General features: G+C 44.1%; 10 protein-coding genes. 8 read left to right on the forward strand and 2 right to left on the reverse strand.

Annotation, left to right across the window (positions count from 1 at the left end; genetic code table 11):
* The first annotated feature begins 72 nt into the window (after positions 1-72).
* Genes QWZ01_RS20430 through QWZ01_RS20455 form a run of 6 tightly spaced genes read left to right on the forward strand, consistent with a single transcriptional unit; the run spans position 73 to position 7360 of the window.
* Positions 73-507 carry a MarR family winged helix-turn-helix transcriptional regulator gene (locus QWZ01_RS20430; RefSeq protein ID WP_290326599.1) on the forward strand — a complete coding sequence of 145 codons (435 nt, stop codon included), beginning with the start codon at positions 73-75 and terminating at the stop codon, positions 505-507.
* Between the two features lie 33 nt (positions 508-540).
* Positions 541-1623, forward strand: a complete 1083-nt coding sequence (locus QWZ01_RS20435; protein WP_290326600.1) for an efflux RND transporter periplasmic adaptor subunit — start codon at positions 541-543, stop codon at positions 1621-1623.
* 6 nt (positions 1624-1629) lie between these two features.
* Entirely contained in the window at positions 1630-4755 is a 3126-nt protein-coding gene (locus QWZ01_RS20440) for an efflux RND transporter permease subunit (RefSeq protein ID WP_290326602.1), read from the forward strand.
* Between the two features lie 5 nt (positions 4756-4760).
* Positions 4761-6080, forward strand: a complete 1320-nt coding sequence (locus tag QWZ01_RS20445; protein WP_290326604.1) for a TolC family protein — start codon at positions 4761-4763, stop codon at positions 6078-6080.
* A gap of 48 nt (positions 6081-6128) precedes the next feature.
* On the forward strand, positions 6129-6509 hold the full coding sequence (locus QWZ01_RS20450; protein WP_290326606.1) for a response regulator: 381 nt from the start codon (positions 6129-6131) through the stop codon (positions 6507-6509).
* Entirely contained in the window at positions 6506-7360 is an 855-nt protein-coding gene (locus tag QWZ01_RS20455; protein WP_290326608.1) for a BadF/BadG/BcrA/BcrD ATPase family protein, read from the forward strand. The genes QWZ01_RS20450 and QWZ01_RS20455 overlap by 4 nt, the downstream gene beginning before the upstream one ends.
* A 116-nt stretch (positions 7361-7476) precedes the next feature.
* Here QWZ01_RS20455 and lnt read toward each other — a convergent pair whose 3' ends face one another.
* Both lnt and rsmI read right to left on the reverse strand, forming a co-directional pair.
* A complete protein-coding gene (gene lnt, locus QWZ01_RS20460; protein WP_290326609.1) occupies positions 7477-9096 on the reverse strand; it encodes an apolipoprotein N-acyltransferase in 1620 nt (539 codons plus the stop codon).
* A 103-nt stretch (positions 9097-9199) separates the two neighbouring features.
* Complete coding sequence (gene rsmI / locus QWZ01_RS20465; protein WP_290326611.1) at positions 9200-9919, reverse strand: 16S rRNA (cytidine(1402)-2'-O)-methyltransferase; 720 nt, start codon at positions 9917-9919, stop codon at positions 9200-9202.
* Positions 9920-10034: 115 nt separating this feature from the next.
* On the opposite strand from rsmI, the gene serS reads away from it, so the two are divergent.
* Positions 10035-11306: a serine--tRNA ligase gene (gene serS / locus QWZ01_RS20470; RefSeq protein ID WP_290326613.1), complete on the forward strand. Its 1272-nt coding sequence runs from the start codon at positions 10035-10037 to the stop codon at positions 11304-11306.
* Positions 11307-11478: 172 nt separating this feature from the next.
* Positions 11479-13131, forward strand: a complete 1653-nt coding sequence (locus tag QWZ01_RS20475; protein ID WP_290326615.1) for a M28 family metallopeptidase — start codon at positions 11479-11481, stop codon at positions 13129-13131.
* Positions 13132-13241 lie beyond the last annotated feature (110 nt).

The raw sequence follows: 13241 nt of genomic DNA on the forward strand, positions 1-13241 counted from the left end.
CGCACGTGTAAAATGGTTGATACATGCAACTATTTTAATAGCCAACTGTTTAAGTTTGCAGGTACAATTACAATGCAATTGATTGAACCTATTTCGCGAAAACTGATACGGCTTGGTAAATTATACCAAAGCGTACTGGCTAAACATACGGCCTATCTGGATGTGAACCAGTACCATTATATTTTATCGCTGATTTGTTATTATGACGGCCAGCTTTCGCAAAAGGCGCTGGCCGAGATGCTGGGAAAAGATAAGTCGGCAATGGTAAATATCATTAACCTGCTTACCAAAAAAGGGTTCGTATATCGCGAAAACAATCCTAACGACCGCCGCGAACAATTGTTAAAAGTTACTCAAAAAGCTAAAGAAGCTGTACCGCACATCGTAGAAACGTTTAAAAACATTAACACGAATATAACTGCAGGCATATCTGAAGAAGACCTGAAAATATTTGAAAGTGTACTGTTGCGCATGCAAAGCAACATCAAGCCCTTAACTACCGCCTAATTAAAAACTAAATCACTACATGATTAATTCCATATGAGAACAAGGTATATCATTTACACCGCGCTGGCTTTGCTGGTTGCCTATTTAATCTACAACAAGTTTTTCAGCCCCGGAGCTAAAGAATCTGCTGCGGCAATGGCCGCCGGCGGCAAGGGTGGAAAACGCAAAACCGGCCCTGTATCAGTTAATGTCATGATTGTGAAAGATACCGCAGTGAATAATGTTATTGATGTAACCGGATCAATTGATGCTAATGAAAAAGTTAGCCTGGTAAGCCAAACCGCAGGCAGTATTACCGGGATATATTTTACCGAGGGCACCCGGGTACAAAAAGGCCAACTACTGGTTAAAGTATACAACCAGGATCTGGAGGCTTCGCTAAAACAGGTTAAATACCAGGAAACACTGGCTAAACAAAATGAGTACCGCAATAAAATATTACTGCAAAAGGAAGCCATTAGCCAACAGGAATACGATACCTCCTTAACTTCTCTCAACTCCTTAAAAGCACAGGGAGATGTGATTAAGGCCCAAATACAACGTACCGAGATCCGGGCACCGTTTTCAGGGACCATTGGCTTAAGGAACGTGAGCCCCGGGGGATATTTGTCGCCACAAACTCCAATTGCACAGCTTGTAAACATTGATCCGGCTAAGGTTACTTTTTCTGTACCGGAAAGATATTTATCAATAATCGGCTCAGGCAGCAAAATCAAGTTAAATACCGAAAGCTCGAGAGAAACCTTTACTGCTACCGTGTACGCTATTGACCCATCAATTGATGTTAACTCACGCACCATTACCGTACGCGCCAAAGCACCCAACCCTAAGGGTTTACTTACAGCGGGCAGCTTTGCCAAGATCAATTTAACGCTTGATCAGATACCTAAAACCATTTTGCTGCCAACACAGGCCGTTATACCCGATTTAAAAAGCAACCTGGTTTACCTGTATAAAAATGGTGTGGCTACACCCCAGGCTGTAAAAACAGATATGCGTACCGATACCAAAATACAGATCATTGATGGCTTAAAACCTGGCGACAGCGTGGTAGTTTCGGGTATAATACAAATGCGACCAAAGGTTCCTTTAAAAATTGCTAAAGTAATTAAGTAAAAAGCTATGAGTTTATCCTCAGTTAGTATAAAAAGGCCGGTACTGGCTACAGTAATGTCAGTAGTTATTGTAGTATTCGGTATTATCGGCTACAAATTTTTAGGGGTGCGGGATTTCCCCTCTGTTGATCCGCCTATTATTTCGGTATCAACCAGTTACGCAGGTGCCAACGCCGATGTAATTGAATCGCAGATCACCGAGCCGTTGGAGAAGGCCATCAATGGTGTTCCGGGTATCCGTAACCTGTCATCAACCAGTTCTGTGGGTTCAAGTAACATCACGGTTGAGTTTGACCTGGATGCCGATCTGGAAACTGCTGCTAACGACGTGCGCGATAAGGTAGGACAGGCACAGCGCCAGTTACCGCAGGATATTGACGCCCCACCGGTGGTTACCAAAGCCGATGCCAGCGCCGATCAGATCATTACCCTGGAAGTACAGAGCGATACCCGCAACATTAACCAGCTGGACGATTATGCCGAGAACGTATTGCAGGAAGGCCTGCAAACCATCCCAGGTGTAAGTACTATCAACATACAGGGTCAGCGCCAATACGCCATGCGTTTATGGATTGATCCTAATAAACTATCTGCCCAGGGTGTAACCGCAACGGATATTGGCGCGGCGCTCAGCAAAGAGAACGTGGAGCTCCCAGCCGGTAAAATTGAGGGTAACAATACCGAGGTTACCATCAGGGCTCTGGGTAAACTATCAACCGAAAAAGATTTTAACGATCTGATTATCCGGTCAGACAGTAACCGGGTTGTTCGCCTGCGCGATGTGGGTTATGCTGTTTTGGGTTCAGCCAACGAGGAAACTATCTTCAAAGAGTCGGGCGTACCCATGATTGGTTTGGCCATTGTACCGCAACCGGGAGCCAACTATGTACAGATTGCCAAAGACTTTTACAAACGCCTTGACCAGATCAAAAAAGATCTTCCTCCGGATATTAAGGTAAAGGTGGCTTTGGATAACACACGTTTCATCAACCAATCTATCACCGAGGTGCAGGAAACACTGATCATTTCTTTTGTGTTGGTGGTTATTATCATTTATCTGTTCTTCCGTGATTGGCTGATCGCCTTCCGTCCGTTAATAGATATACCGGTATCACTGATAGGAGCATTCTTCATCATGTATATTTTTGGTTTCTCCATTAACATATTAACCTTGTTGGGTATAGTATTGGCAACGGGCCTGGTTGTGGATGATGGTATTGTGGTAACCGAGAATATTTATAAAAAGGTTGAAGCCGGGATGGCTATCCGTAAAGCCGCATTTGAAGGCTCGGCCGAGATATTTTTCGCGGTGGTATCTACATCCGTTACCCTGGCGGCGGTGTTTTTACCCATTGTGTTTTTACAGGGATTTACCGGCAGATTATTCCGTGAGTTTGCGGTGGTAGTAGCCGGGGCGGTACTGATATCAGCATTTGTATCATTGTCGCTAACGCCGATGCTGAATGTAAAACTGATTCGTAAAAACAACAAAAAATCAAAGTTTTATGAGCGTACGGAGCCTTTCTTCGTAAACATGACCAACTCTTATACCGAAACCCTGGTTAAGTTTATGAAAGTACGCTGGGTATCGTTTGTTATACTGGCTGTATCCATCATCATCATTGGCGTTTTGGTTAATGTTATCCCATCAGAGCTTGCCCCGCTTGATGACCGTAGCTTACTGCGCTACAGCGTTACAGGGTCTGAAGGAGCAACCTATGAGTACATGACCAAATACATGGATAAGGTATCGCAACTGGTTGATGATTCTATTCCCGAGGCAAAGGTTAACTTCGAGATCGTTTCACCTTCATTTGGTGGCGGCTCATCCAACTCCGGCTTCGGCCGTATAGGCTTGGTTGCTCCTGATGAAAGGGGGCGCTCGCAACAGCATATTGCCGACTGGCTCAGTAAAAAGCTAAGCAAAATGCCCGATGCCCGTGCCATTGTAATACAGGAACAAACCATAAGCGGTGGTGGTAGCGGTGCGCGTACCTCGCTCCCGGTGCAGTACGTTATACAGAATCAGGATTTTGAAAAGATACGTAAGGTGTTACCGGAGTTTTTTGCCGAGGTTTCTAAAAGCCCCGTATTCCAGGGAACCGACGTTAACCTGAAATTCACGAAGCCTGAGCTTCGGGTAATTACCGATCGTGACCGTGCCCGTGATCTCGGGGTTTCCGTTGATGATATAGCTCAAACACTGCAATTATACTATAGTGCCGGCCGTTTGGATTATTTCCTGATCAACGGAAAACAGTACCAGGTAATTGCCCAGGTTGACAGGGCTAACCGCGATCAACCCCTTGACCTGAAATCGGTTTACCTGCGTAGCACAAAAGGCGGCCTGGTACAGCTGGATAACGTAGTAAAAGTAACAGAAGGCGCTACACCGCCGGCGATTTATCACTTTAATCGTTATAAATCGGCCACCGTATCGGCGGGTTTAGCTCCCGGCCGTACCGTTGGTGATGGTATTAAAGAGATGGACCGCATTGCCGCCAGCTTACTTGACGATACCTTCAGCACAGCGCTTAGCGGCCCATCACGGGATTATGCCGAGGGTTCATCAAACATCCTGTTTGCCTTTGGTTTTGCCTTGTTACTGATATATCTGGTACTTGCAGCACAATTTGAAAGTTTCATGGACCCATTCATAGTGATGCTTACCGTGCCGCTGGCTATTTCGGGCGCGTTTTTATCGCTTTGGCTGTTTAACCAAACTCTCAATATATTCAGCGAGATCGGTATCATTACCCTTGTAGGTTTGGTAACCAAAAACGGTATCCTCATTGTGGAGTTTGCCAACCAGCGCATGGAACATGGTGTAGCCAAATACGAAGCCGCAATTGAAGCCGCTACCGCCCGTTTACGCCCAATATTAATGACCAGTTTAGCCGTGGTGCTTGGTGCCGTGCCAATTGCCTTTGCGCTGGGTGCCGGTGCAAAAAGCCGTGTATCATTAGGCATTGTAATTATGGGTGGTATGTTGTTTTCGCTGGTATTAACACTTTATATCATCCCGCTGATGTACGTGATTTTTGCTTCAAAAACCCGTCGCGACCCTGATCATGACCCTGAAGACATGGAGGTACATGAAGAGAAAACCCCTAAACTGATTGAAAACTACTAAGCGATATGATCACTAAAAAAATAGCTTTCTTTATTTTCTGCAGCATTGTTTTCAGTATAACGGTACGGGCACAGGATGCTCCTGTGCTCACCCTTAAAGATGCCATAGAGATTGCCCTGAAAAACAACTATAATATCAAGCTGTCGCAAAATAACTCAAGCATAGCATCAAATAACGTTACCCTGGGTAATGCGGGAGTATTGCCACAAGTAAGCGGCGATTTTAGCACGACAGACAGTCGCCAAAAAACCAAGCAAACCCGTAACGACGGCACCATTAACAATATCAACGCGCATAACTCCAACAACAATTATGGAGTAAACCTTAACTGGACCATTTTTGATGGCTTTGGTATGTTTGCCAATTACTCCCAGTTAAAAACTTTGGATACCCTCGGCGCTATCCGTTTAAAAGATACTGTACAAAGTACTGTTGCCAACGTAATCACTACGTACTATGATCTGGTTAGCCAAAACGAGCAAATAAAGGCCTTAAAGGGCGCCATTGATATTTCACGTACCCAGTTGCATTATGCCAACGATAAGTTTCAGGTAGGCCGTGCCTCAAGGCTTGATGTTTTAAATGCACAGGTAAACCTCAATACCGATACCGCCAACCTGGTTACCCAATACCAGCAATTTAAGGCCATTAAAATACAGCTGAATCAATTGCTGATCCGCGATCCGCAAACTGATTTTTCGGTAGTTGACACCATGGTTATTGACAACAAACTGGTACTTGCCGAGATTATTAACAGCGCCCAACTGCAAAACCCGGCAATATTATCGGCACAAATCAATAAACGCCTGGCCGAAATTAATTTGAAACAGGTACGCGCAACCCGTTACCCGCAAATTGGCGTAACATCAGGCTATACATTTTCAAACAGTAAAACACCCGCGGGCTTTACCCTATCGCAAAATGTACATGGTTTAAATTACGGCTTAACCGCTACCATTAATATTTTTGATGGTTTTAACCAAAATCGCAGGGAAAGGAACGCCAAAATACAAATTGACAACGCTACGATTACCGCCAAACAAACCCGGCTTAATGTTGAGGCGCAGATCAGCAATTTTTACGTGAGCTATTTATCCGGGCTCGATCTGATAAAACTGGGTGAAGCCAATATGGTAATTGCCAAGAAGAACCTGGACATATCGTTAGAGAAATATAAGCTGGGCAACATTACTCCATTGGAGATCAGGGAGGCCCAACGTAATTATCTTGATGCGCAATCAAAGTTCTTTACGGCTCAGTATCAATCAAAACTTGCCGAGGTTACTTTAAAGCAAATCACCAATAGTATAGATATTAAACAATAACGAAAAAGTATATTTTTTAAATTACGATAAAAAGCTATTTTTGAAGCGATGTTAAATCCATACAAAACCTGCCTTTTAATTGACGATAGTTATATCGATAATTTCATTTCGCGCAGGATTTTGGAAAGCAGCAATTTTGCAGAGCAGATAATTGTTTGCCAATCACCTGCCGAGGCCATTGACTTGCTTAGGGAAGGTTCAGTAAAACCCGATGTTATTTTTTTAGATATCCGGATGCCCCTGATGACCGGCTTTGAGTTTTTGCAGGAGTATGATGCGCTTCCAATGGATAAAGATGGCATTAAAATATTTATGCTATCCTCATCCCTTGATCCTACTGACCTGAAGGAATCGTTAGGAAACAAGTATATTACCCAGTTTATTCATAAGCCATTAACGCTTAAATCGCTCGAAGAAATTTGTCCATGATCTTAGTCGCCGATAGCGGATCTTCAAAAACAGACTGGCTGCTTACAACCCCGCAGCAAGAGTCAATATCATTTAAAACAACCGGGTTAAACCCTTACTTTTTAACCGAAAAGGAAATAGCCAAAGTAATACAGGACCAGGTGCCCGAAATGGTAGCCTACGCCAATGATATTACCGAAATATATTTTTTTGGCGCTGGCTGCTCAAGCCCCGACAGGCATGAAATTGTTTCAAACGCCATCAGTCAGCTTTTTAATAAGGCTTTTATAAGTGTCGATAGTGATTTGTTGGGTTGCGCGTATGCAACCTGCGGGCACGAAAAAGGCCTTTGCTGTGTAATGGGTACAGGCTCAAACATCTCCTTTTTTGATGGCGAGAACATCCACGACGGTCAGCATGGTTTGGGCTTTGTTTTGGGAGATGAGGGTGCCGGAACCTGGTTTGGCAAAGCCCTAATCACCGATTTTTTGTACGGCAATATGCCTGCCGATATCAGCGAAAAGTTTGATAAGGAATATGGCATCAACAAAGAGATTGTGATTAAGAATGTTTACCAAAAGCCTAATGCCAATACCTACCTGGCCACATTCTCAAAATTTGTAAGCGAGATTAAAACAACCCCATACGGACAGGCTTTATTAGAAAAGGGACTGCTGGAGTTTATTGAAAGCAATATCAAATCGTACCCGGAATATCACCGGTATAAATGCCATTTTGTTGGATCTATAGCGTATTTCTTTGCTGAAGAACTAACCGAACTTTGCCATAAACAAGGTGTAAAAACCGGTAAGATCATCAAACAACCCATCAATGACCTGATGGCCTTTATCCTGAAACGAAACGAGGAGTAAATAAACTATCGTCATCCTGAACTTGTTTCAGGATCTCTGGACAAGTATTCCGCATTCGATACAACAAATTAGCTTTTGGGATGCCGAAACAGGTTCGGCATGACGGCAAGAAATGATTAAGCAACCCTGCGCTTTCTGAATCTTGGCCCAACAACCACAAATCCTATAAGCAATACCGCCACCGTGCTTCCTGTTTTGGGCAGGTAATCTCCATGCTTTGTGTAAAAAGTAAGTTCGGAGTTAAGGTTAATGTCCTGTTTAAGAGCAGTGCGTGTCCACCACTTGGTTTGTTGTACCACATCGCCGCGTTGATTGATAAATGCCGAAATACCCGTATTGGCCGACCGCGCCACCCATCTGCGGGTTTCAATAGCCCTAAGTTTGGCATAATCCAGGTGCTGGTCTTTACCGGATGTATTCTCCCACCAACCATCATTAGTAATAACCGCAATAAATTGGGCTCCTTTTTTCACCGAACGGGCCACATATCCTCCCCAGATAGACTCGAAACAAATTACAGGATCAACACCAATACCGCTTTGCGAATAAAAAACCTCCGCATCTGGCTGACTGCCATATGCACCCGTAGCACCACCCAAATGTTCAAATACAGGTTTTAAAAACGACAGCGTGTTCCCAAATGGCAATGATTCGGCCCCCGGCACCAAGCGCGATTTATGATAAAACTGCACCTGATCGCCATTTTCAATATTTAAAGCGGTGCTAAAACTATCGGCAAATAAGCCATCCTGTGTTGGTGTAGCTGTTGAAGTGGCCCGGTTATTATAAATTTTATAGGTTTCACCCCCGGTTAGCAGGTTGCCATTTTTGAATTTTGTTAAAAACCGCTTAGCCTGTATAAATGAATTGCTTGATTGTATGCGATCTTCATCCATATAATCAGGTATAGCTGTTTCGGGCCATAAAAAGAACTCCGTATTACGTTGGCCTATGCTATCCGAAAGATGGCTCATAATGGCTATCTGCTGTAATGTAGGTATAGTTCCCTCCTTTTCATACGGATCAATATTGGGCTGAACAACCACAATGTTCGATGGATTTTTTTGCTCGGTATAATTGTAATAAGCAAACAATGAAAAGCTAAGCGGCAGCACCAAAATCAACGCAAAAGCTACAATATATTTTAAACGTAAAGTTTTTGGTTGTGCCTCGCGTAGTCCTACATAAATCAAAAATGCCAATATATTAAGTGCCCACACCCAAATAGTGCCGCCATAAACACCAGTATACTCATACCACTGCACCCACTGGTGGCTTACAGCAAAGCCGTTACCCAGGGTCATCCACGGGAAGTTTAGGTCCCAACTCTGGTGCAGATATTCATAACCGATCCAAAGGCAAACCAAGCCGGCAAGACTCCAGCCCCTGCTGGTCAATAACCTTAAACGATAGTAAAACCAGCACGCGAAAGCCATAAGCAAGGGTCCCAGCGAATATGGGATAAGCGTAATTGGGATAGCCACCAGATCGCCTACTATCTTTAACGCGTTATAAACCCAATACACCGATGCCACGTTCCAAACAAAAAAGCCGATGAAGGTTACATTAAATATCTGCCGTCCTTTTTTTACTGTTGTTGATTGGATAATATTTTCCATTGCCAGCAGCATAGGTACAAACCCAATAAACAGCAACAAGGTGGTATAAGGTGTTGGCGGCCACCCTATCCAAAGTAATAAACCGGAAAGAATGGCTAACGGAAGATTTTTTTTCATTTATATTAATTTCTTCTGGCTGTCATGCTGAGCTTGTCGAAGCATGGTGGGAGAGCCTTTGCGCTTGTCCTTCAACAAGCTCAGCATGACAGCCTCTTTTATCTTATTCCTCTTCGTCTTTATACTTGTTTTTTGAGCTTTTTGCTTCGGCTCCTGCTACACAAATCACGAACTCTCCCTTTGCAGGGTGCGTTTCATAATATTGCTTAACCTCTGTTACCGTACCACGAACCGTTTCTTCAAACATTTTGGTGAGTTCGCGTGATACAGATAATTGCCTGTCGGCACCAAAATAAGTGGCCATTTCATCAAGTGTTTTCAATAAACGGTGCGGCGACTCATACAGTATCAATGTACGCTCTTCTTCGGCTAATATTTTGTAGCGTGTTTGGCGTCCTTTTTTCAGCGGTAAAAATCCTTCAAAGCAAAACCTGTCTGTTGGGAAGCCTGAATTTACCAGCGCGGGTACAAAAGCGGTGGCCCCAGGCAGGCATTCTACTGCAATATCAAACTTTAAAGCTTCGCGTACCAGGTAAAACCCCGGGTCAGATATAGCCGGTGTTCCCGCGTCAGATATCAGGGCTATGTTTTTCCCTTCCAGCAAAAACTTCACGATCTCGTTTGATGACTGGTGCTCATTATGCTGATGGTGCGAAAACACTTTTTGATGAATGTCAAAATGTTTCAGTAAGGGTGCGGAAGTACGTGTATCCTCAGCCAAAATAAGATCGGCCTCCTTTAAAACACGTATAGCTCTAAAGGTAATATCTTCTAAATTACCAATTGGGGTGGGTACTAAATATAGTTTGCCTCTTTCGCTCATAGTTCATGGATAATGGTTCATGGTATGGCATTGGTGGCATTAATTTTCAAAATGAGCCATGAACAATGAACCATAAACTATGAACTAATTATATCTTTGCCTAAAAATAAATTAAATGCTGCAAGTTAGTTATATCCGCGATAACCGGGAACAGGTTTTGGAACGTTTGGCTGTAAAAAATTTTAAACAGACCCAACTGGTTGATGAAATTATAGGGTTAGATGACAAACGTCGTCAAACTCAAACCAGCCTGGATAACGTTTCGGCCGAGGCCAATGCCGCAGCCAAACAAATTGGTGATTTGATGCGCAACGGTAAAAAAGATGAGGCAGAAGCCATTAAATCAAAAACCGGTGCCTGGAAAGAAGAGATCAAAAAACTTGGTGAACAGCTTACCTTTATTGAAGAAGAACTATATCAAAAACTGGTTTTATTGCCCAACCTTCCACACAGTTCTGTACCCAAAGGTTTAACCCCCCAGGATAACGAGGTAGTATTGGAAAACGGCAGCAAACCCGAACTTCCATCTACAGCCTTGGCTCACTGGGAACTCGCGGCTAAATATAACCTGATTGATTTTGAACTGGGTGTTAAAATAACCGGAGCTGGTTTCCCGGTATATAAAAACAAAGGCGCTAAACTGCAACGCGCATTGATCAATTATTTTATTGATGAAGCCGAGAAAGCGGGCTACAGCGAAGTAAGCGTACCGCTAATGGTTAACGAAGCCTCTGGTTTTGGGACATCACAGCTGCCCGATAAGGAGGGCCAGATGTATTTTGTAGGTTTAGATAATTTATACCTGATACCTACCGCCGAAGTGCCGATCACCAATATGTTTCGCGATGTGATATTAAAGGCCGATGAATTGCCTGTAAAACATTGCGGGCATACGCCATGCTTCCGTCGTGAGGCGGGTTCATATGGGGCTCATGTGAGGGGACTTAACCGCCTGCATCAGTTTGATAAGGTAGAAATTGTACAGGTAGCACATCCTGACAAATCATACGAGATACTGGAGCAAATGAGCACCCATGTTCAGGGATTATTACAAAATTTAGGTCTGCCATACCGCGTGTTACGTTTATGCGGCGGCGATATGGGTTTTGGCTCTGCCCTTACTTATGATATGGAAACCTGGAGCGCGGCACAGCAACGCTGGCTGGAAGTGTCATCTGTATCAAACTTTGAAACATTCCAGAGCAACCGCTTAAAACTGCGTTTCCGTAATGCAGAAGGTAAAACCCAGCTGGCCCATACCCTAAACGGGAGCGCCCTTGCTTTGCCGCGTATTGTAGCAACCTTGCTGGAAAACAACCAGACAGAAAAAGGCATTAAAATACCGGAGGTACTGGTGCCATATACCAAGTTTGAGTGGATTGATTAAGTAATCCTTAAACATACACTCGCGTCATTGCGAGGAACGAAGCCATCTCTAAGCTTTATAAAGAGCCCCCTTTAGACTTACGAAGTTTAAAAACTTCGTAAGTCTTCAAATCACCTTACGTCCCTTGCAGTAAGCCGCTGCTTTAATTACATTTGGGTTAATTCCATCATGTATGAAAAACAGATACCATTACTTACTTGCATTAACCGGATTTGCCTTACTAACCGGATGCACTCAGGATAAAAAGACAGGACAGGAAGCCGCAAAGGCCATGTCAGCCGATGAAATAAAATCACACATTGCAATATTAGCTGCTGACTCTTTAATGGGACGTAAACCTTTTACCGAAGGCGAAACAAAAGCTACAGCCTATATCGCTTCCGAGTTTAAAAAGGCTGGGTTAGAGCCGGGCAACAACGGTAGCTATTTTCAGGATGTACCCATGGTAGAGATTACCAGCACCCCATCCGCAACTATGCAGATCAGCGGGAAAACATCAATGAGTTTACACCCCTCAACTGATTTTGTAACGTTTAGTCGCCAGGAGATCGATTCGGTACAGCTTAAAAATTCGCCGCTTGTTTTTGCAGGATACGGTGTTGTTGCACCGGAATATCATTGGAACGATTATGCCGGCCTTGATGTAAAAGGTAAAACAGTGGTAGTATTAGTGAATGATCCGGGTTTTAAAAACGGCGACCCAACGTTTTTCAAAGGCGATACCATGACCTACTATGGCCGCTGGACCTACAAATTTGAAGAAGCAGCCCGTCAAGGCGCTGCGGGGGTGCTCATTATACACCAAACAGAGCCTGCCAGCTACGGTTGGGATGTTGTTTCAAACAGCAATACGGGTGCAAAACTTTACCTTACTCAAAAAGACAAGCACTTGTCACGTTGTAAGGTTGAAGGCTGGGTAACTGAGGATGCCGGCAAAAAGCTATTGGCAGCAGCAGGTATTACCGGCGATATCCGTGCCCTTGCCCGAAAGAAAGACTTCAAGGCTATTCTGCTGAATATGAATGTATCGTTGTCCATCAAAAACAAGCTTAAATATTCTACTTCGCACAACGTAATTGGCACTTTGAAAGGCAGCACCCAGCCCGATGAATATGTGTTATACAGCGCCCACTGGGACCACCTGGGCATAGGAAAACCCGATGCCAAAGGTGATAGCATTTACAATGGTGCGGTTGATAATGCAAGTGGTGTTGCGGCTATCATTAGCGTAGCTAAGGCCTTTCAGCAAGCTAAGGATAAACCGAAACGTTCTATTGTATTTTTAGCGGTTACCGCCGAAGAACAGGGCTTGCTTGGTTCAGAGTACTATGCCACTCATCCTGTATATCCGCTCAATAAAACCATTGCCGATCTGAACATGGATGCGCTTGGAAATTATGGCGAAACCAAAGACATTGCCATCACAGGTAAAGGGCAAAATGATCTTGAAGATTATGTAGCCGAAGTAGCCAAACAAGATGGCCTTACGCTTATAGGCGACCGTCACCCAGGTTCAGGCAGTTATTACCGTTCAGACCATTTTAACTTTGCCAAACAAGGTGTACCCGCGCTTGATATTAACAATGGCAGCGACAGCAAAACACATGGTGCCGGTTATGGCGAGCAGCAGCAAAAAGAATATGGTGACAACCGCTATCACCAACCTGCCGATAATTACTCCGCAGATATGGATGCAACCGGTATGGCACAGGTAGCCGATATCCTCTACCGTGTGGGTACCAAGCTAAGCAATGAAAGCACTTTCCCTGGTTGGAAAACTGGCTCGGAGTTTAAGGCTGTAAGAGATAAGGCTCTGGCGAAGTAACCCCCGCTCAACTCGTCATGCCGAACTCGTTTCGGCATCCCAACAGAAGGTTACGTCTACCGGTAGAATTAGCTCATGGGATGCCGAAACAAGTTCGGCATGACGAAAGG

The sequence above is a fragment of the Mucilaginibacter aquaedulcis genome (genome assembly GCF_030409325.1).
In the GTDB taxonomy this organism is placed as follows: Bacteria; Bacteroidota; Bacteroidia; order Sphingobacteriales; family Sphingobacteriaceae; genus Mucilaginibacter; species Mucilaginibacter aquaedulcis.

Excerpts from the sequence above, each read along its gene's own strand:
- QWZ01_RS20430 (WP_290326599.1), top strand. The coding sequence starts at position 73 with ATGCAATTGATTGAACCTATTTCGCGAAAACTGATACGGCTTGGTAAA.
- QWZ01_RS20435 (WP_290326600.1), top strand. The coding sequence starts at position 541 with ATGAGAACAAGGTATATCATTTACACCGCGCTGGCTTTGCTGGTTGCC.
- QWZ01_RS20440 (WP_290326602.1), top strand. The coding sequence starts at position 1,630 with ATGAGTTTATCCTCAGTTAGTATAAAAAGGCCGGTACTGGCTACAGTA.
- QWZ01_RS20445 (WP_290326604.1), top strand. The coding sequence starts at position 4,761 with ATGATCACTAAAAAAATAGCTTTCTTTATTTTCTGCAGCATTGTTTTC.
- QWZ01_RS20450 (WP_290326606.1), top strand. The coding sequence starts at position 6,129 with ATGTTAAATCCATACAAAACCTGCCTTTTAATTGACGATAGTTATATC.
- QWZ01_RS20455 (WP_290326608.1), top strand. The coding sequence starts at position 6,506 with ATGATCTTAGTCGCCGATAGCGGATCTTCAAAAACAGACTGGCTGCTT.
- lnt (WP_290326609.1), bottom strand. The coding sequence starts at position 9,096 with ATGAAAAAAAATCTTCCGTTAGCCATTCTTTCCGGTTTATTACTTTGG.
- rsmI (WP_290326611.1), bottom strand. The coding sequence starts at position 9,919 with ATGAGCGAAAGAGGCAAACTATATTTAGTACCCACCCCAATTGGTAAT.
- serS (WP_290326613.1), top strand. The coding sequence starts at position 10,035 with ATGCTGCAAGTTAGTTATATCCGCGATAACCGGGAACAGGTTTTGGAA.
- QWZ01_RS20475 (WP_290326615.1), top strand. The coding sequence starts at position 11,479 with ATGAAAAACAGATACCATTACTTACTTGCATTAACCGGATTTGCCTTA.